Annotated in this window: 12 protein-coding genes and 1 other RNA gene; 3 read left to right on the top strand and 10 right to left on the bottom strand. The window is 58.2% G+C overall.

From position 1 onward, the window contains the following. Position 1: 1 nt before the first annotated feature. Entirely contained in the window at positions 2-1,657 is a 1,656-nt protein-coding gene (locus M5B99_RS16340; RefSeq protein ID WP_248805012.1) for a DUF2357 domain-containing protein, read from the top strand. Positions 1,658-1,668: 11 nt separating this feature from the next. Next, entirely contained in the window at positions 1,669-2,139 is a 471-nt protein-coding gene (locus M5B99_RS16335; RefSeq protein WP_248805011.1) for a very short patch repair endonuclease, read from the top strand. A 254-nt stretch (positions 2,140-2,393) separates the two neighbouring features. Here the strand turns inward: M5B99_RS16335 and drmB are convergent, their stop codons facing one another. From drmB to M5B99_RS16310, 5 genes are read right to left on the bottom strand one after another with little or no spacing between them, the layout of a single operon-like run. Next, positions 2,394-4,331: a DUF1998 domain-containing protein gene (drmB, locus tag M5B99_RS16330; RefSeq protein WP_248805010.1), complete on the bottom strand. Its 1,938-nt coding sequence runs from the start codon at positions 4,329-4,331 to the stop codon at positions 2,394-2,396. After that, positions 4,321-8,034: a helicase-related protein gene (locus M5B99_RS16325; protein WP_248805009.1), complete on the bottom strand. Its 3,714-nt coding sequence runs from the start codon at positions 8,032-8,034 to the stop codon at positions 4,321-4,323. Before M5B99_RS16325 ends, drmB begins: the two co-directional genes overlap by 11 nt. Further along, on the bottom strand, positions 8,027-9,742 hold the full coding sequence (locus M5B99_RS16320) for a nuclease-related domain-containing DEAD/DEAH box helicase (protein ID WP_248805019.1): 1,716 nt from the start codon (positions 9,740-9,742) through the stop codon (positions 8,027-8,029). The genes M5B99_RS16325 and M5B99_RS16320 overlap by 8 nt, the downstream gene beginning before the upstream one ends. Continuing rightward, a complete protein-coding gene (locus M5B99_RS16315) occupies positions 9,739-11,346 on the bottom strand; it encodes a hypothetical protein (protein ID WP_248805008.1) in 1,608 nt (535 codons plus the stop codon). The genes M5B99_RS16320 and M5B99_RS16315 overlap by 4 nt, the downstream gene beginning before the upstream one ends. Before the next feature lie 2 nt (positions 11,347-11,348). After that, a complete protein-coding gene (locus tag M5B99_RS16310) occupies positions 11,349-12,380 on the bottom strand; it encodes a hypothetical protein (protein ID WP_248805007.1) in 1,032 nt (343 codons plus the stop codon). 659 nt (positions 12,381-13,039) lie between these two features. On the opposite strand from M5B99_RS16310, the gene M5B99_RS16305 reads away from it, so the two are divergent. Further along, on the top strand, positions 13,040-13,753 hold the full coding sequence (locus M5B99_RS16305; protein WP_248805006.1) for a hypothetical protein: 714 nt from the start codon (positions 13,040-13,042) through the stop codon (positions 13,751-13,753). Positions 13,754-13,900: 147 nt separating this feature from the next. Here M5B99_RS16305 and M5B99_RS16300 read toward each other — a convergent pair whose 3' ends face one another. From M5B99_RS16300 to M5B99_RS16280, 5 genes are all read right to left on the bottom strand, one after another. Beyond that, on the bottom strand, positions 13,901-14,098 hold the full coding sequence (locus tag M5B99_RS16300) for a hypothetical protein (RefSeq protein ID WP_248805005.1): 198 nt from the start codon (positions 14,096-14,098) through the stop codon (positions 13,901-13,903). 111 nt (positions 14,099-14,209) lie between these two features. Beyond that, positions 14,210-14,557 carry a DUF6124 family protein gene (locus tag M5B99_RS16295; RefSeq protein WP_248805004.1) on the bottom strand — a complete coding sequence of 116 codons (348 nt, stop codon included), beginning with the start codon at positions 14,555-14,557 and terminating at the stop codon, positions 14,210-14,212. 531 nt (positions 14,558-15,088) lie between these two features. Continuing rightward, positions 15,089-15,480, bottom strand: a transfer-messenger RNA (tmRNA) gene (ssrA, locus tag M5B99_RS16290). A gap of 79 nt (positions 15,481-15,559) precedes the next feature. Further along, a complete protein-coding gene (locus M5B99_RS16285) occupies positions 15,560-15,838 on the bottom strand; it encodes a hypothetical protein (protein WP_248805003.1) in 279 nt (92 codons plus the stop codon). Between the two features lie 126 nt (positions 15,839-15,964). Further along, positions 15,965-18,781, bottom strand: coding sequence for an FAD-binding and (Fe-S)-binding domain-containing protein (locus M5B99_RS16280; RefSeq protein WP_248805002.1), 2,817 nt, complete (start codon positions 18,779-18,781; stop codon positions 15,965-15,967). Positions 18,782-18,818 lie beyond the last annotated feature (37 nt).

Below are 18,818 nucleotides of genomic sequence, written 5' to 3'. Positions count from 1 at the left end.
TGTGACGGAGCTCTATATCCAGGCCCAAGGTGTCGGGCCAGCTTGGCAGGTCTGGCCGATACCGGATTTAATCCCCCCGGGAGTAGTGCGGGAAGGTACCTTTTATCTTTTTGAACTGAGAGACAGCGACGACGCCCTGAACGCTGATCTACTGATAGACGACGTACCGGCTGAAGCGCTGCGGTCTCGTCAACCGAACGTGGCGCGCTGGCGCTGGGAGCCGGGCTTTCACGCCGGCGTTGTAGAGGCGGTGCTCCGTCTCCCTGGTACAGGCACACGCCGCTTTGAAATTACAACCGACCCTGATCTGCGTAAGCTCACAAGGGACGACTTCGATACAATGGTGCGCGAAGTGCTGGAAGACACCTTCGCACTGTTCTCACTCAGCGCATTCCGCAAAAGCATAGCTCGCCAGCGCGGTAACAAACCTCCTCCACTCGCACGACTCGAATTCCTGCGCTCGCGCGTGGAAAAGATCGCTGAAGCGATTGCCGCAATTGCCCGCTCGCCGCGCCACTTCCTACGCTCCGAGGAGGTCACCGTGCCAGCGCACCGAGCAACGCGTGCGACGGGACCTGAAATCATCAAATCGTTCCGGTCCGGCGCAATCCGTACCGAAACGGTTCGACCTTCACGACTGCCTGCCGCACTGAAAGGTCGCTTGCCTGCTCAAATCATGTTACGGCAGAGCCGAAACAGTGTGGACATACAGGAGCATAGGCAGATCAAAGCATGCCTCAAGTCATGGTCAGCATGGCTTGCAAGTGTTGCCGAAGTCCTCGCAAAAACCGATACATCTTACGATTCGGATGTCAGAACGACCGCGAGTAACTGGGCACTCCGCACGCGAAAAATTGCCCGCCGTCTCAACGACCTCTCTGGCTCGGGCTTCATGACTGACGTTGGAGAGGGGCCAGCGCTACTGCGCATGAGTTCACTGTTTCGTAACGATCCAGTCTACCAACGCTTTTACCTGCTTTGGCAGGATATGAACCTAGGGCTTGCTGCGCTCTTCGGCGACTTCTTGCAGATGCCATTGGCGAGAACATATGAGCTATACGAGCTCTGGTGCTTCCTGCGACTTCTGCGCGCAGCTGTTGAGGTGTATGGGCCTACCGGCGTGGATCTGAGCAGTCTATTTATTTCCACCGCCGAGGGGAGCGTGACAATTGCAGCCGGCGCTGTAATAGTCCCGATCGGGGCAGGCAAGGTACTGTGTTTTCAGCGGAAGTATTCCGAATACTGGATAGAGTCCGATGGGGAAGGAAGTTTCAGCCGTTCGATGATTCCAGATATCGTTCTCGCCGGCACGGGTCTCGGCAGCAGCCCGGAGCGGCGCGTCATTGTCCTGGATGCTAAGTACCGCATAAACAGCGGATTAAACGAGGCGCTAAACTCGATCCATACCTATCGCGATGCATTGGTTCAAGAAACCTCAAGCGGGCAGGTCGAAGGTGTCGTGACGGCGGCTTACCTGCTCACGCCACATGTGCCAACTCTGAACACCGACTTCCGTACCACGCCTGTACCAGGTCGTCTTTTTCATCCGCAGTATCGCAAAAAGTTTCGCTTCGGCGCGGTTAAGTTAAGACCCGGCATGAGCCAGAGTGAGCTGAAGGACTGCCTAAAATCCATAGTCGAGGATGCTGCCTCGTAGAGGAGTAATGAATGGCTGACGTACTTACTGCCAAACAGCGCCAACTCAACATGAGCCGCATCCGTAGCCGTGATACCAAACCAGAAATGCTGATTCGGTGTGGACTGCACGCGAGAGGGCTGAGGTATCGACTATATGACAGAACCCTGCCCGGACGTCCCGATCTTGTTTTTCCGCGATATCGCACAGCAGCATTCATCCATGGCTGCTTCTGGCATTTCCACAGGTGCGCACTTTCAAAACTGCCAGAAACACGAAAGGACTTCTGGCGCCAAAAGCTTGAACTTAATGAAGCCAGAGACCAAAAAGCAGTAAGCGACCTTTTGGCCGCAGGTTGGCGCGTCCTTGTGATTTGGGAATGCGCACTGCGAGGGCAGCAGCGCATGTCTCAGATCGATCTACTTGATCGTGCGTCTAGATTCATTCGTGACACAGAGCCTGCGATGCTGATCATTTCATCACTAAACGAACCATCTACTTGAAACCAAGTATTACAACCACTGCTAAAATCTATAGTCAGACTGTAGCCGTTTTCCTGACTGTTCGACCGCGTCGGTTTGGGTAAAGATCTTGGATGAGCAGTCAGGGTCCTTCCTTACCAGCTAAACAAAAAAAGCGGCATTTCGACGGCGAGGCGGTGAGTAAAAAAATGGGCAATCGTCGGGCCAAGTTCAAAAATCGTAGCCCCCACCTCGAGCAGACATCATGACTGCCATGTCTACCCCTCAGACAATCACTAGTCGTATGGAGCTCCCTGAATCAAATCGGACAAGAACCCATACTTCGGAACCTGCGGGGTCCCGATGACCATGGCACGATCCAATCCACTATTGACCGTCTCGCAGGCAGTCTCTGGCAGCAACACGCAGGCATGACAGGCGGCCTTGTTCACCCGCCGCGAACCCGTACCACCCAGATCCTCCGAGCACACAGGATCGGCGGAACACCAAGACGCACGCGAGAGAGCCCTGTGCACCAAGGGCCCGAACAGCTCAGGCCGGCCAATGCGGACCAGTCCGCCCAGACTCCCTTCCGAATCCCCGGCGGCCGTAAAGATGAGAAATGCGGCCATTGGGGCCTTCGGATCGCTCGACACGAAGATTCGTTCTTTCAGCGCGGCTGACGAGTAACCGCACTCGAACACCATTTGGTTAATCATGATGTGCGCCAGAGTATGAACCAGTAGGTAGCGGGCGGCCCATTGCGGCGTCCAGGCGTTGCTCTGGAGAGGCGGCAGGAGATTCAGTTCGTTGCCCATGCGGTCTACAAACGCTTGGTCGAGTCGCTCCTCTAGCCAAGTCGCGTTATCAATGAGCCATTGTTCTACGGCGAACTCGTTCAGCTCAATATAAATTCCTTCGCCGTAGTTCTTGACTGCGGGTAGCCACTGAATTGCAGATTCTGGCGGATGCAAGAAAAGTTGGTTCATGGCGGATGTCGGCATGCCCGCGAGTGGGTCTCGCGCCCGTATCAAGCGCTCGAACCCGCAAAACACTCGGGTCTCGCGCAATCGCTCAACCAAGTTCACCCGTCCAAACCACTGTTTCAGCTCATCCGGAACCAAGCTCTTGATGACTCGGAGTTCCTCGTCCACGCCAAGTTCGACTTCATGACGCAGTACGTTGTACTCGGCCCGCCTGAATGTCAAAGTTTGGGATTCAGACGAAACAGGCTGGGGAGCATCGCTGGATAGAGAAGTCCCTCGGCTGAGGGATTCGATAGCCTGCATGATCGACTCGTCATCAGGAAGGCTTTGGTAATGTGGTTTCAGTATTTCTTTAAGCTTCATTAGGGCAGTCGAGCGATCTCCCATCTGGAGGAGGAGTTTGGCCGAGGACAGATCCATGTCATCCCGCCGCAGAACCTTCTGTATGTCTGCGACAGTTCGTTCGCTGGTCATATCAGGCAGGTAGATCGAGGACAGGGTCTTGCCGAAATAGATGTTCGACTGGTTGATCAGCACGGCCACCGGAAGTGCGCCACAAGGCTGAACTGACTGGCCTAGCCACGGGCGTTCACCGCCGCAGTTGATGTCTGCGGAACGAAGTCCAGACTTCACAACTTGATCCCGTTGCGGATTAAGCTCCATTCCCATAGAGCCCGCCAGTGTTCTTGACTTTTCGCAACGCTTGCAGGAGACCCTTACGGACCGCAGATCCGGGCCGCCCGTATCGCTCAGAACCAAATCACTGTCACTTGGGCATTCGCACCCACACCAAGCCTTCCACGGAAAATCCGCGATATGTCCTTCGCTGCAAACGCTGATGAAGCGAACCGGACGCCAGCGAGCCTGTTTTTCACCCTTTTCTAAAGGGGCCAACTTCTGCGTGTCGAGACTGACCCGGCGCATTTTCCCGCTCAAAATGTCGACATACCAGGTGGGAAAGCGGTGTGTCTGAACCTCCAGTCTGGAGAGACCCGGGTTCTGGTCGTCGAAGCAGTACTCCGGCGGCTGACGGAATTGAGGAACATGGAGTAGCGCGGAAAGTCGGGGCTCGTCGATCACATGCTTGCGCACGGCGGACTCGTCTGCCTTCCAGCCGTGCCGCTCATCCCTCTGCATATGCCAGAAATCCAAGCCACAGACGATGTTGGGAGTGCCGTTCTTGTCGGTGTAGATGCTTCCCGAGCCAAAGGGAGCGATCAGTTGCCCCAGCCGAATCTCACTGGCCATGTTCTGTATGCTCCTCCGCGAAATAGAAATAGTTGCTGCTGATTGCCGCTCGGGCAGTACCATCGACGTTGCGCATGCTGCTGAGAACCCGTGTCCCCTTCAGCTTCTGTTCGCGGGTCGCAAACACGCCGGACCAAAGCATCAAATACTCACCGTCTTTTTTTTGCGGGTACGACCACCATTCCTGTGGGCTGGCCTGCCATTTTCTGCGGAGGTCGCTGTATACCTTGCACATGGCTTTTTGCACGCGAGCCGATTCCGCCGGCTGCTTTTCCATAATGGTTTCGCAGCGCTCGAGTAGTAGGTCAAACGCGTCATCCAGATAGCCGACGTAGTCGCCATAGGACTCGCCGGGGGATTTAGCGTCATGGCACTGCCTAGCCCAGACCAAGAGGACGCCGGCCAGGGCACGCTCCACTGCCTCGACCGAGAACGGAGTGGCCGAGGTGGGCTCGACACGTTCATACAGGCGGCGGTGATAGCTGTGGAACTGCTCGAAATGCGAACGGTCACGACTCTTGCTCGGATTGAACATGCTCAGAATCAGTCCTGGTCGGTTATCCCACTTCCGGCCGACTCGGCCCGTGACCTGGATGTATTGCGCGGTTGACTTGGGCTGGCCGACAACAGCCATTAACGCCAGTCGGTCGATGTCGACCCCTACCTCAATGATGTTGGATGCGAGGCAGGCATCGATGGATTTTTTGTCACTCCAATCCAGCGCCAGCCGGTCCATAAGCTCTACTAGTTGGGCCTGACTCTGGCGGCTGGTCAGTTCTTCCACTTTATTGAGGTAGCGTTGCGTGCTGCCTTTAAGTCCATAGCGAACCGAGTAGTCTTTCATGCGCGCGGCAATGTCAGACTGGAACAAGGTCTGAGCACCACCTAGTTCGCGAAGGCTATTGTAAAACGCCAGAAGCGTCCACCAAGCGTCCTTTCGCTCCTCGAACATCCCAGCCCTGAACATCGCTGCCGAAAACGTGCGGACCTGCGCAGTCAGGAAGGACCGGTAACCACTGGCATGAATGCCAAGGTAGAGGCGTCCCTCTGAAAGCTGGTCATTGTCACCCTTGGCGTAACGGCCAAAAAACGAGTCCCCCATCGCCAGCCCCGGATTGGGAAATAGCTGCAGACTCTCGCGAGCATAGACAGTGCGTACCTGTTCCGTTGCGCCGCGAATGGTGGCCGTCGAGGCAATGATTTTTGGCCGGATCAGGTGCCGGCCTTCCTCTGCAGTGCAAAACCGTTCGATCACGCCTTCATACAGGCCGTAGATCGTACCTAGTGGTCCGGAAATTAGATGAAACTCATCTTGGATGATCAGCCCAGGTGGCTGTCTGACGGGGGAAACATTTCCTTTGCCATCACGACGAAAACCAAACAGTGCGCCTGTTTCCGGCTTCCAAGCCATCATCGCAAACTTATCTGCCGTACCGATAAACATGGACGGCGGCTCGTTATAGATCGCCTCGTCAATCACCTCGACAGGAAGCCTGTCACGCTCGCCACCATATTCACAGTTGACGTCGGAACACTTCAGGTACGGGCGTTTTTCGGAAAAAGCCAGTCCAGCTAGGTTGCTGCCGTTGCCTCTGTTTTTGACGGGGCGGCCGGCGGCATCCTGCTCCAGCCGGCCGATTGTGCTTCGGCACCAAGGACATTCGGTAAGCACCAACGGATTGCCTGCCACGTCGTTGCGGTTGTATTTCTGGATGGCAGTGCTAGCGTCTGCCCAAGTGTTCGGCGAGCCACTAGCTCCAACCCACAACCCAAGCGTAATTCTGGCTTCCCCAATCAGAGGGCGGGCGAACTCCGCATTGCGGCGTAAGCGGATCTGCTCCATCGCGCAGATTAGGCTGGCGGCGCGCTGAAACTGCTGTGTGGTCAACATGCGCAGGGTATAACGCATGAATACGTTGGTGCCGTCGCGACGAAGTTTGTCGTCGGGGCGCGCAATCAGGCGCTGGTGAAACATGTAAAAGGCTGCGACCGCGAGATAGGCTTCGGTCTTACCCCCCCCTGTGGGGAACCAGATCAGGTCAACGATTTCTCGGTCGTCACTACGCCCGTCTATAAGACCGACAATACTCATCAACAGAAAGGCCGCTTGGAAGGCGCGCCAATTGCCGATGTGAGGTTTCTCTGAACTGTCGACCCAGACTTTCCACGGAGTGCGGGGCTGACCTTCCAGTACGTCAGCTGCTACCACGTGGCCGTCGAAACGGACCAAGGGGCGGCGTGAAATCTGTTTGGAGGCTATCTGTTGCAGCATCATCGCCTGATTCGCCAAGCGGAACGCCTCTAGTGCCGTTTCATCTTCCTGCAAAACGGCGATACCTTTGCCTATGCGCACGAGGCACTGCCGACAGCCCTCAAGATGGCGTGCGGCTACCTCATGCAAATGGGGCTCCAATCCTACGCATTCCGCCTCACGCGCCTCGATCCAGGCCGCATACTCTCCGGCGAGACGGTCGAGCGCCTCCCAGCCTGCGCCGCCCCCGGCAAAGGACGATAGGCCTGCCAACTCACGCATTGACAGGGTAACCGGCTTGCCGTCCCGGTCCCTGATGTCGGGCGTCATACTCGGCAGTTCCACAGCCGGCATCACATCGGCGAAAACCGCTTCCGGTGTCGCACCTTCAACACGATCCCATCCCGCAGCACAACCATGCCCGATTGCCCAAGTAGCCTCGTCACGGTAAAGCAGGGAGAGCGTCTGCTCGTCATCGTCGAGCTGCCGAAACGGTCTTACGCCCTCAGGGTAACGGCTGAAGGCCGCGCCGCCTTGCACGCGTACCTCGAAGCAAGCCTGGAAGAGTATGCCCCGCCCTCGTTCCACCCGGCTATTCATGACGCTAGCGTCCAGTTGGTTGCGCAGCACGCAGGTAATGATCCACTTGCCATGCATGCGCCGCGGAAATACCTGAATCTGCAAGGCCAGCCCCCCCGACAGAACAAGGTTCCTCGATACTGTTTTACCAGGCTCCAAGCTGGACAGCGGAAACCGTTCGCACGTGTCGACAGTGGTCGCCGGAACGCGCCGCCAAGCCTCGGCCCGGTGTTCACTAGCTTCCTTGGGGGTGATCTTGATACAAGGCTCATAACGTCCGTTGACCTGGAACGGCGCCGCCTCCGGCAGCTGCCAGAAGAACTTTTTCATTGGGGGCAGCGACACCACAAATTCGCCGTCCCCCTCCTCAAGGCAGAAGCTGATGCCCATTACCGACGGCTGGAACATGTCGGCGCTGCCGACCTCGAAATCATCGTCATCCGCCTCCTCCCCACCACCGTCTAAGACACCGGCGTCAGCGTTTTCGAACACCGTAGACGAGGGTGGCTCATCCGGATCGGAGACCACTGCCTGTACAGTTTCAGCCGAAGCGTCGTTGTCCGGTTCGCGGCCGGATGGTTCGGCACCAACTGGTTCGTCAATCACTACCCCGCGCACATCGTTGCGTGGGTGCAACAGACCTGCTCCATACCGCTGCATGGGTGTTTCGCCACGATGGTGGACAAGCTCCTGAGGAATGTTGCTTCCATCGCATAGGTAGTACAGGGTCCCGTCGGTATCCTCGGTCAGCCGAAAGCAGCCCTGCGCATCCAAGGTCACCGTTGTGCCAGGGCGAACCGCTTCCAATGGACGCGCAGGGCCTACCAGCTCACCGCGCAGGAATTCAATTTCGGCAGACCGTTCTTTATTCATATTCCTTCCCTGCGTTTTTGACCCATTCGGCCAACTGTGAGGAGCCCGACGCGTGACAAAAAAGATGGAGCCTCTCCTGCGCCCGGGTAATGCCCGTGTAGAAACGGCTGCGGTCGAACCCGCTGTCTGAAGGAGTCACATCAGTGATGATGATGACTTTGTTCTCAAGGCCTTTGTAGGCGGGAACAGTGGAGCAACGGATCCCCTTGACACCCTTTGGCCCCGAAGTGACAAAGGGGCGCCGGCACGTCTCATAAAGCAGAGGCAGCACCGATTGGTGTTCAGCCCCAAAGGAGAGCACTGTGATGTCCTCTGCACTAAATCCGCTGGCCAAGGCCGAATCAATGCACGTGATGATTTGACGGACCTGATCTGTCGCATCTTGGTACAGCCCTAGGTTCCATGCATGTAGGCCTCCGCCCTGACGCAGGTACCCGGAGTACGTACTGCGGTCAGCCTTCGAGAGCTTCATCGCGATCTGACCAATGGCCTTGTAGTTCCGACAATTTTCCGTGAGAACCCAGCGGGCGGCATAGCACCGCATCGCTGCAAGGGTTGTCTCGAGCGCCGCAGCGCCAGTCAGCACTTGGTTGCGGAAGTCGCCCAGCATCAAATAGCGGCCGCCGTCCAGGCCTCCGTCTAGCAGCAGACGGATGCAATCCAGCAGGTCCGGACGCCCAATTATGTCCTGCGCCTCGTCGATGATTAAGTAGTCAAACTGTGCATCATGGGCACACGACGGATCCGTGAGGCGGTCCTGAATAGCCAGAGGCAGGTCGGACCAGAAATCATCGTTGGGATTATCTGGCACACTGATCCCAGTCAGGGACATCAGCACGCTCAGGGCGGAGCCGCCGACCAGGAGCGGATGGTGGTCGCACTCAAGCTGACTGGCAGCCCATTGGCCGATCAGCCTGTTGAAGCACAGATAGCCCACACGGAGCCCTTGGGCGGCCTTACGCCGGGCGACCTCGATACCAATCAGCGACTTGCCGGTGCCGGCCCCACCTTCCACAAGCACCCGGGGGTTGTACTCCGTCAAATGAAGCACAGGACGCTGCTGTTCTCGCAGGAGTTGCTCGAGCTCCTCCTCGCGGTAGCAGATTTCGGCATTCTTTTCGGGCCGACGAGTGCGGATGGGAAAACAAAAATTGACGAAGTCCGTCACTTGCGGCGCTGACAGCGGCGCCTTTAGCGGGGTGATCGTCGGATCTGCATCGATGATCCGAAGGACCATGGTTTTCAGCCCATCACACAGTGCCTCGCCCGTGGCACAGGCCTCGAACCGGCCACGGTCCATCACCTCGAAAGGCTGAATCGACAGGTTGGGCGCTACGGCAAAGTCTGCCCGGGGGAATATGCAACAGTGCACCACCGGGACTTGTGAGAAGGACGCTAACCGGTCTAACAGCCGGCGACGTAGGGCAAAGCGCGCATCCTGCGCTTGGCGGAACGGTGATTTGGTGATGCTTTCCGGGTACCAGTGATCACCGTCGAAGCCGATCTCGCGGTGCGACTTGACCTCTATGCAGAGAATGCCGACGTCAGGTATCAAGATCACAAAGTCAAGCTCGGTACGTCTGTTGTGGTTGCTCGGGGCCAAGTCCAGCGAGTGGATAACGGTCCAGCCGTACTGCGCACTTTCAAGTTTGCGGTATAGATCCACCTCGCCGGGCGGGGCCGACTCATCGATAAATCCGGGAATCATGCGCACAGATGATCGCCTCCATGGTTCACTCGATACTGTTCAGAAACCAGCAACTTCAGCGGTTTTTCCAACTGCTCTGCCGGCGCAGCGAAGTCCGGCGAGATGCTTAGCACAGGCTTAAATGCCACGCTGCCAGTTAGTCCAGTTTCTGGCTTGAGCAGGTGACGATAGACTTCATCTAGTGAGATCATGTGACGGATGGCCGGCAATTCCTTGCGTAGCTCTGCGACAAGTTGTTCGTTGACGATGGCATTCTCCACAGCCCCGTGCTGTATCGCGTTTACCCGCGTCGACTCGACCTCCGCCCAAGCCCGGCGCCAGCCTGGAACCGTCCTGCCATCCGCCACCATCGGGGGAATAAGCTCCGGATCAAGCACCTTTGTCAGCAGTGCCTCGAAATGTTTCTTACGCAGGGGGGCGCGAATCACCGTGCCATTCATTGCCGTCCATTTCTGAACTGCACGAGACAGGTCCTGTAGTCCGATGCCGGCTTGCTGCATTCTCTGAGCGCACACACCGGGGTGTCGCTTCCAAGCGTCAGCCAGCGCCTTTTTCCACAAGACAGCCAGCGGCGCCTTGGCGGCATCGACGCTGACCTCGCCGAGGTCAGCATCAGCGTCATGGACGAGAAGGTAATCGCCGGCATCAAAGTCGCCGATATGTCGGTAGCCAATGGCCTCCGCATCGGTGCAATGGGGACTGAATACCAGCAAGCGGGAACCAGGACGCAGAAGCACACTGTACTCGGAGGGAAACTCTACCAGCACACAACCAAGCAGGGATTTGCCGACGGGCGTTTTCTGGTCAAGGAACACAAGATCATCCCCAGGTTCCGTCTCCGCCGACACAGGCACCGCCCCCAGATTTCCGATTACTGTGGTTCGGAGCGAGCGAAGTGTGGCCAGATAATTGTGGGTAGGCAGCACCGGATCGTCGGCAAATCCTTCCTCATCCGCCAGTCCCGTCCAGATAAGGCGGACCAGCCGGCGATATATCGGTGAAGTGATCAGCGCCTCCGGCGCATTACCGAAACCGCGCGTGCGTAACGGTCCGAATCGGATCAGTACATCGGTCGGAGGGCTCTTGCGATACTCTGCAAGCGTGCTTACGAATACTCCGTCATCAAGCTCGGTCAAACCTTCCAGCAGGTCGCGAAAGAGATCGCGTTCCTTGTGGTGGCACCAGATTTTTATGCGGTCTTCCTCGTACTCGCACGCAAGGTCGATGAACAGCCGGACGAACTCTGTGTTGAGCACGGAGCCCTCCTCCGCGTAGCAGGTGATCAGGTCTTTCAGCAGCTCGACGGTATGCGCGGCCTGCCCTCCCCACTGCCGGCGGGTCCGCCCGTCATCGGAAAGACCGCAGCGCATGAACAGGCCGATATCGGGCATCAAGGGGGACGTCAGCCACTTCTGCATCTCGAACCGAAGCATCAGTGCCGATTCGTTATGGTAAGCATCTCCTTCCGGCTGGGAGAGCGCAGAATACAGCGCCCGCATATGGTGGCGGATCGCAGAAAAAAGCGGAGATTCGCCGATGTAGAGTTCTTGGACCGGCGGATTGCTCTCTAGAAACTGCAAACGAGCGGTTGTCGCGACAGGCATGTTCATGTCCTTCGTTGCAGCACGCGCAGCATCATGCCGCTTGGCATCTCGCCTGCCATGCAGTGATTGGCGTCCATATCGGTGTAATAGCGACTGATATCGTTCAGCCAGTCCTTTAGCTGGATGATGGCCTCGACAGACGCATCGCGGTTGCAGACACCGATGATGTCGCTGGTAGGAAACAGCTTCTCCGCACAGAGCAGCGCGGATATACCATCTGCCACCACCAGCCAGGCAGCGTGTGCTGCTTCGTCCTGAAGTGCGCGCTCGTTGAGGAAACGCAGACGCCGTATATATTTCCGCTCGCTGTGATGCAGGGTCAGCAGATCGCCCAGCGGAAGCCGATGGTCAGCGGACGCGAAGCCCGCCGTATAAAACTTCTGCATATAGGTGGAGTCACGCGCGGCCCCCTGTCCGACCAGCACCAGACCGTCATAGGACCGGCGAAGGTTTGCCTCCAAGATAGGGCCGACGCAGCCTGGCAGGCTGCTGTACGCGGAGGGCTCCAGCGCCTTCCCGTCCGGAGGCAGCTGCGGTAAAGGACAATTGCGCAACTGCCAGCCGATGGCATTGTCCCGCATGATGTAGCGGCTGCAGGCCCCGTTCGGGTTTGGGATGCTTTTGCCCTTGCGTTTGATGACCGGCCGGTGTGTGGCGATCTCGAGAACAATGATATCCAAGTCGCCATCGTAGGCAACAAAACGCCAACGGGTATCGTCAACGGTATTACGCACATCCCACGAGAGCTCCTCTGAAGAGTTCTCGCGGTGCATATGGACTGCCACACGCTCGCGGCACGCCCGCGATAGAAGATCGAAGTGCGTATCCACGTGGTTTGATGTCGTGCGTTCAAGGTCGCGCCGCAGCGCGCCCAGCGCGATGATACCTGCAGCCTCCGAGTCGCACGGCATCGACAACAGGCCGATCCGACGAGCACTACTGACACTCAGGCGCCATCGGTAACCCAGACCAAGCGCGGCAGATGCCCATGTAGGGACAGCGTCATGTACCGTATGCGCTTCAAAATACTGCATCCAAGCATCCTGAGGTTCTCTAGCATCCTAAGCAGCTGTGATAGCTCCATCCAGTCGCATCAATGGGAATTCACCACCACGCGTTCTATAAGCTGCGCCATCATCAGCTTTTTCTCACGTAAACACGAGATCCCTGGGAACTATTGTCACCGGCGTACCGCTTGAATCCAATCTACACGGCGCACAAGAGCAGCAAGGCGACACCGGGTCCGCTGTGCACCGCACCTGGCTTCCAATCTTTACCCTTAAAAAGGTTTAACCGACTACGATGTCTCTTTGCAGGACCTCTCCCATATGCTTTCTATCTACAAGGAACGCCGACTCCGCCCTCCCATACGCCACCCCCCCCCCCGGAATGGTCAGGTGTTGCACTCAGTTTTTGCGGCCGCCCTGTTAAAGAAAGGATCGATTTGTTGGAGGCGATACTCAGAGAAGGGGCTGAGTTAGTCTAATGTCCGAGTTCTCATTGAATTTTGATGATTTTTCCAGCGAGCTCGATGCTCTGTCTGAGGTGGTCATAGGTCCTACTGAAGGGGTATCCATTACTCTTTCGCCGAAGGCTAGGATCTCCGCGGGTGAACGAGCCCCATGAAAGACAGGACACCGGGCCGATTAAAGTATGCCGCGTCCAATACAGACCCTACAGAAATGAGAATGCAATGACCATTTACATAAAAACAATGCCCAGAGAGCGCTACCGTGCGGGCCTGATTCACAGCACCAATAGCTACAACTACTCAAAGTCGGCCGGCATCGAAAATCTGGCTGATCGAAGCCTTTTCAACCTGCTCTTCGATATCTCCAGAACGACGGATACGGGATTCGGCCTTCTCGTCGCCTTTGCCATAAATGCCTATCATCAACGCCTATCTCGCCAGGTACTTGATGCAATCGCAGAAGGTAGCCCTGTCGACCTATTACACAACGAATCGGCAGGAGCTCAGGCCTCTGGTCGGATGGTCGAGGCCGAACGGTTACGTGCCGTTCTAAATGTCGCGCTGCGCGCTGATCTTAGCGCTCCAACGCACACTATCGCCTGCCGATTCTGGGAGCACCTCTATGAGACAGTCCGGGCAGAGGAATTTCCTGACAAGCCAAAGCGACTGAAGTCATTTTTTGTTTTCAAAGACGAAGAGACAGCCGCTTGGTACCGGAACACCCATAATCAGGGCGAGTTAGTTTGCAAGGTCGAGTTGACTCAGCGTCGAGTAGCCTTTGAGGCGGACATGACCATCTTGGATGACATAGACGAAACCAAGAACTATGCAGAGGCATTACCGGAGATCCGTCGTTACTGGCGGCAAGAAATGAATGAAGCACCACGGATTGAGGTCCTCATCCAAGGTCAAGTCAAGTTGCTGGGTACCCTCTGATTGCCTTAGGTTCCGATCACGAAAAGGGCCCCGTAAGTCCTTCCAGCAAGAAAGACTTTTCATCCGCGACACAGTGAAATGCTGTCGCGGATGGCTGCGCCGACCAAGGCCATCGTTAGGGCTGGCGCTGCATGAGTGTGGCGCCGGTTACGCCAAGGAAATGTTCAGGCCTGCCTTCCTCAGGTTATCGGCGAGTTCCTGCGTCTCCGTATCGCCTAGGGTGTTATCGCGCAGCCACGGCACCGGCGCGTCGTATATCTCAATACTGGTGGTGCTGCGCTGGACCTTGTGGCTGCGCGGAACGGCGAAATCTGCGCTTCGGATCTTCTTGAGAATTCCGCTCACCAGGTACTCACCAGCGCCAAGCGCAGATAGTACGTGGCGAAATGGGGACGGATCTATTTGTTGTCGGGCAATGACGGGGAGGCTTAGCCTCCCCTGGTGCAGAAGTCCTCGTTAGCTTGTTACTCCCGTCGGTATCTCCTCTATCACCGAGTCCACCAACCCAAGCGCCAGTTCGATCAGATGAACCACACCCATACCCACCTTGCGGTTGGCACCCGTGAGGTTATCGGCGTTTTCATAAGCAGTGGCCGCAGCGGATTCCAGAATTGAGCTGGCGTTCAGCAGCGCTTCTTCACGATTTTGAGCGGTAGTTATCTGGTGTCGTGCTGCCGTGACGCTTGCACGTTTCAACGTGCTGCCTTCCGGCAAATTATAGTGAGCCAGCGCCCGGTCGGCGGCTTGCGGGTCGATGATGCCTGGGTCGAATGAGACAGGCGGATTGGGTGTGATCTTGAACATCGCGGTAACTCCTAACGTAAATGAGAGCCGCCAATATCACTGCTAAATGATGGGTGGCGGCCGTACGCAGGTTAGCAGACCGGTACGTTAGGAAACCGGCGCACCCGAAGATGCCCTGCGCACAGCCACCATAAAACTCCGGGCATGAAAAAGCGCCGGCTAGATGAGGTGGCGCTGTGCGCCTAACGGTTTCCGGGCTGCTAAACCCGATCACTGATTTGCAGTGACGGGTCGAAGACTAGTCAGCGGAATTGGCAGGCGCAAGCGAACGGGAGTTTCTAGGAAATTTCAGGCAAGGGAAAGGGAGCTGTCTTGCAGGTTGTGAAAAATTGAGCAGAAAGGGCGGGGTTTTTGGCTGGTTTGGGGGCAGGGAGAGATCGTGCGGAAGGGGGATTGAGGTTGTTGCGGCTGGCCTCTTCGCGGGCAAGCCCTGCTCCTACAAGGGGGGGCGAGTGGCGGCAGGGATGGCTCGAAAAGCCAGGGGCCAGATGCAACAAAGCCCGCACAAGGCGGGCTTTGTTTTGCTTCGTTTGGTGGAGCCGGGGGGATTTGAACCCCCGTCCGCCAGTACTCCGCTGTCGGTACTACATGCGTAGCCGTGTCTATTAAGTTAACCCGCAGCGACCCGACGGGCAGGGTGCTTTGGGCGAGTTGTGTAAGTTTTAGCCGCTTCGTCCACAACGTACTGCACGGCGATTCTGTTCTATATGACAATCATTTTGGGTTTACAGACATCCCCTGATGATTGCTGGCACCGAAGTAGCCAGGAGGAAGGCTAGCGCCGCTTACGCAGCGAGAGCTTGTTCCCCGTAATGGTCGTCATTGGCAACTATAAGTAGTTGCAACAGTGGATTTACGAGTTCTGTTACCAACTCGGCATGCACCTAGAGTTTCGCGACCGGCGTCGAATCCTAAACGGCCCCGTGCCTGCTGTACGTAACCAGCAGGCATGCACAGTGTACGCCAATCTGGCTCGCAAGGCCATCCCGATGCGGGCCAGGTTTACGGGGTGCTTTTCGGGCTGCTCTGGATTTCCTGGAGCGTCCGGTCGGCGATGGCGATGCACTCCCTGGCGCCGTCAAGGGTGTTTTTATCCCCGGCGGCCCTGGCTTGCTGGATGTTGGTGTCGAAGTTGGCCTGCTGATTGGGGGCCAACTGGGTTCTGGCAGTGTCGAGCGCCTGCAGTTTGATCGCGCAAAGATCCTTCTCCGCCGAGGCAAACGCAGGCGCGGCCAGGACGCAAGCGCTGACGAACAGACCCAGCAGCACAGAACGATTCATGCATGACTCCTTGAACTGAGTAGCCCGACGTCATCGGCCATCAGCACAGACTGTCGAGTAGGGGAGGAAGTCCCGCTTTCGCGAGACTTGGTCTATAGACTGCCGCCGGCAGCCAAGGTTCTGTTTCTATCCGTGCGCCGACCTGGCCCGGGTCACCCGATCCACCAGGTACACCAGCCCGTGGTAGTCGATCCCGCCATGCTGGCTCAGGCCGATCTCGCAGGTGCGGCTGGTGGAGATGCCCTCTTCGCAATACTGCACGGCATCCTTCAAGGTCCGCAGCGAGTGGGCATTGAGCTCCGGGGTGGTGAAACCCTTGTCGCCGGCAAAACCACAGCAGTGAATGCCTTCCGGAATCACCACGTTATGGCTGCAACGCCGCGCCAGGTCGATCAGCGCCTGGCTCTCGCCCAGGTGCTGGGTGCTGCAGGTCACGTGCACCGCAATCGGCGCGTCCTGCGGCGTGAATTCCAGCCGCTCTACTAAATGCGTGCGAATGAAACGCACCGGATCGTAGAGATCGAGGCGGGTCTCGCCCAGGTCCTGCACCAGGCGCAAGGTGCACGGGCTGGTGTCGCAGTAGATCGGGTCGAGGCCGCCACGGCTGGCGTGCAGCAGCGCGCCGATCAGTTCCTGGCGCTTGTGTTCGGCCTGCTCGGCATAACCCTTGGAGGCAAATGGTTGGCCGCAGCAAAGCTGGTCGGTGTTGTCCGGGAACACCACCTGGTAACCGGCTTTTTCCAGCAGGCCCCGGGTCTTGTCCAGTAGCGACATCTGTTCCTTGTCACCGGCCGCCGGCCCCATTACCCGCGAGACGCAGGCGGCCAGATAGACCACCCGTGGGCGTGCATCGCTGACCGCCGGACTGAAGCGCACCGCCCGTTCCGGCTGCGGCATGGCACTGGTCCATTGCGGCACGCGGCCCTTGGACAGGCGCGTCAGGCTTGACGACAGTTTCGCCAGGCGCGGCGCCCCGAGCAGCATGCGCGCGCCATTGGCGACATGCAGGGTAAAGCGCGCGCCCTGCAATACCGTATCGAAATGCGTGCCGAGCCAGTCGGCGGTTTTGCCATGGCTGGCTTGCTCGCCCCGGAGCTTTTTCACCAGCTCACCGGTATTGATCCCCACCGGGCAACGTTGCGCGCACAATCCGGTCGCGGCGCAGGTATCGATGCCCTGGTACTGATAGGCCGCTTCCAGTTCCGTGGTGTCCATTCCGGCGCGTTTTTTCGCCTGGATATCGCGCCAGATCACGATCCGCTGGCGCGGGCTCAAGGTCAGTCCCTTCGACGGGCAGACCGGTTCGCAGAAGCCGCACTCGATGCATTTGTCGACGATCTCGTCGGCGGCCGGCAACGGCTTGAGGTGCTTGAGGTGTATCTGCGGGTCGTCGCTGAGCACCACGTCCGGGTTGAGAATGCCCTGGGGGTCGAGCAGGCGCTTGATCGCCCACATCAACTGGTAGGCATCCTGGCCCCATTCCAGTTCGACAAACGGCGCCATGTTGCGCCCGGTGCCGTGCTCGGCCTTGAGCGAACCGCCGAACTCGACGGCCACCAGATGCGCGACGTCATCCATGAACGCCTGGTAACGGGCCACTTCGGCGGCGCTGTTGAAACCCTGGGTGAAGACGAAGTGCAGGTTGCCCTCCAGGGCATGGCCGAACAGGATCGCTTCGTCGTAGTGGTGCTTGTCGAACAGCGCGATCAGGCGGTTGACGCCGATGGCCAGCTGTTCGACCGGGAAGGTCACGTCCTCGATGATCACCGTGGTGCCGGTCTTGCGCACGGCGCCGACGGCGGGGAAGGTATCCTTGCGGATCGCCCAGAGCCGGGCGTTTTCGCTCGGGTCTTCGGTAAAGTCGACCTGCTTTTCCACCGGGAACGACGCCAGCGATTCCATGATCTGCAGCAATTGCTCCTGCAACAGCGACGAGGAGGCCGCGCGGGACTCGATCAGCAGGGCGCAGGCGCCGTCGGACAGTTCACGCACGAACGCCGGCATGCCCGGCTTGTCCTGCACCGAGCGCAGGCTGCGGCGGTCGAGCAGTTCCACGGCGGACACCGGCTGGCTTTTCAGTACGGTCACGGCGGTGCAGCAGGTCTCCACATCGGGGAAGACGATCAGCGCCGAGGCCTTGTTCGGGTGGTCTATCACCGTGTCGTAGGTCACCGCGCTGATAAACCCGAGGGTGCCTTCGGAGCCCACCAGCAGATGGCTGAGAATCTCCAGCGGTTCATCGAAGTCCACCAGGGCGTTGAGGGACAGGCCGGTGGTGTTTTTCAGCCGGTATTTGTGCCGGATCTTGGCCGCCAGTTCGGTGTTGGCGCGGGTTTCCCGGGCTAACACCGAAAGTTGATGGAGCAGCGGGCCATGGCTCTGGCGAAAGGCCGCGACACTGGTCGCGTCCTCGGTATCCAGGCGGCTGCCGTCGGCCAGGATCAGGCGCATTCCGGCCAGGGTGTGGTAGGTGTTCTGCGCGGTGCCGCAGCACATGCCGCTGGCGTTGTTGGCAACGATGCCACCGATCTTGCAGGCGTTGATCGACGCCGGGTCCGGACCGATCTTGCGCCCGAACGGCGCCAGCCAGGCGTTGGCCTGGGCGCCGATGACGCCGGGTTGCAGGCGGATCTGCGCGCCCTGGTGACGAATCTCCCGGGCATTCCAGTGGTCGCCGAGTACGATCAGTACCGAGTCGCTGATGGCCTGGCCCGACAGGCTGGTGCCGGCGGCGCGGAACGTCACCGCGACCTGGTCGCGGCTTGCCAGCTTGAGCAGGGCCACCACTTCGTCTTCGGATTCGACGCGGATCACCAGTTTGGGGATCAGCCGGTAGAAGCTGGCGTCGGTGCCGAAGGCCAGGGTCGAGAGCGGGTCGTCGAAACGACGCTCGCCGGGGATCAGGCGTTCGACCGCGTGGAGGAACGGTTGGGGCAGGCTCATGCAAACTCCTCACGGGGTCGCGGCGTCGGGTGCGCTA

The sequence above is a fragment of the Pseudomonas sp. MWU13-2100 genome (genome assembly GCF_023242365.1).
Classification (GTDB): Bacteria; Pseudomonadota; Gammaproteobacteria; order Pseudomonadales; family Pseudomonadaceae; genus Aquipseudomonas.
Note: the sequence above shows the minus strand (reverse complement) of the source record. Positions and strands in the feature narration are given on the sequence as shown.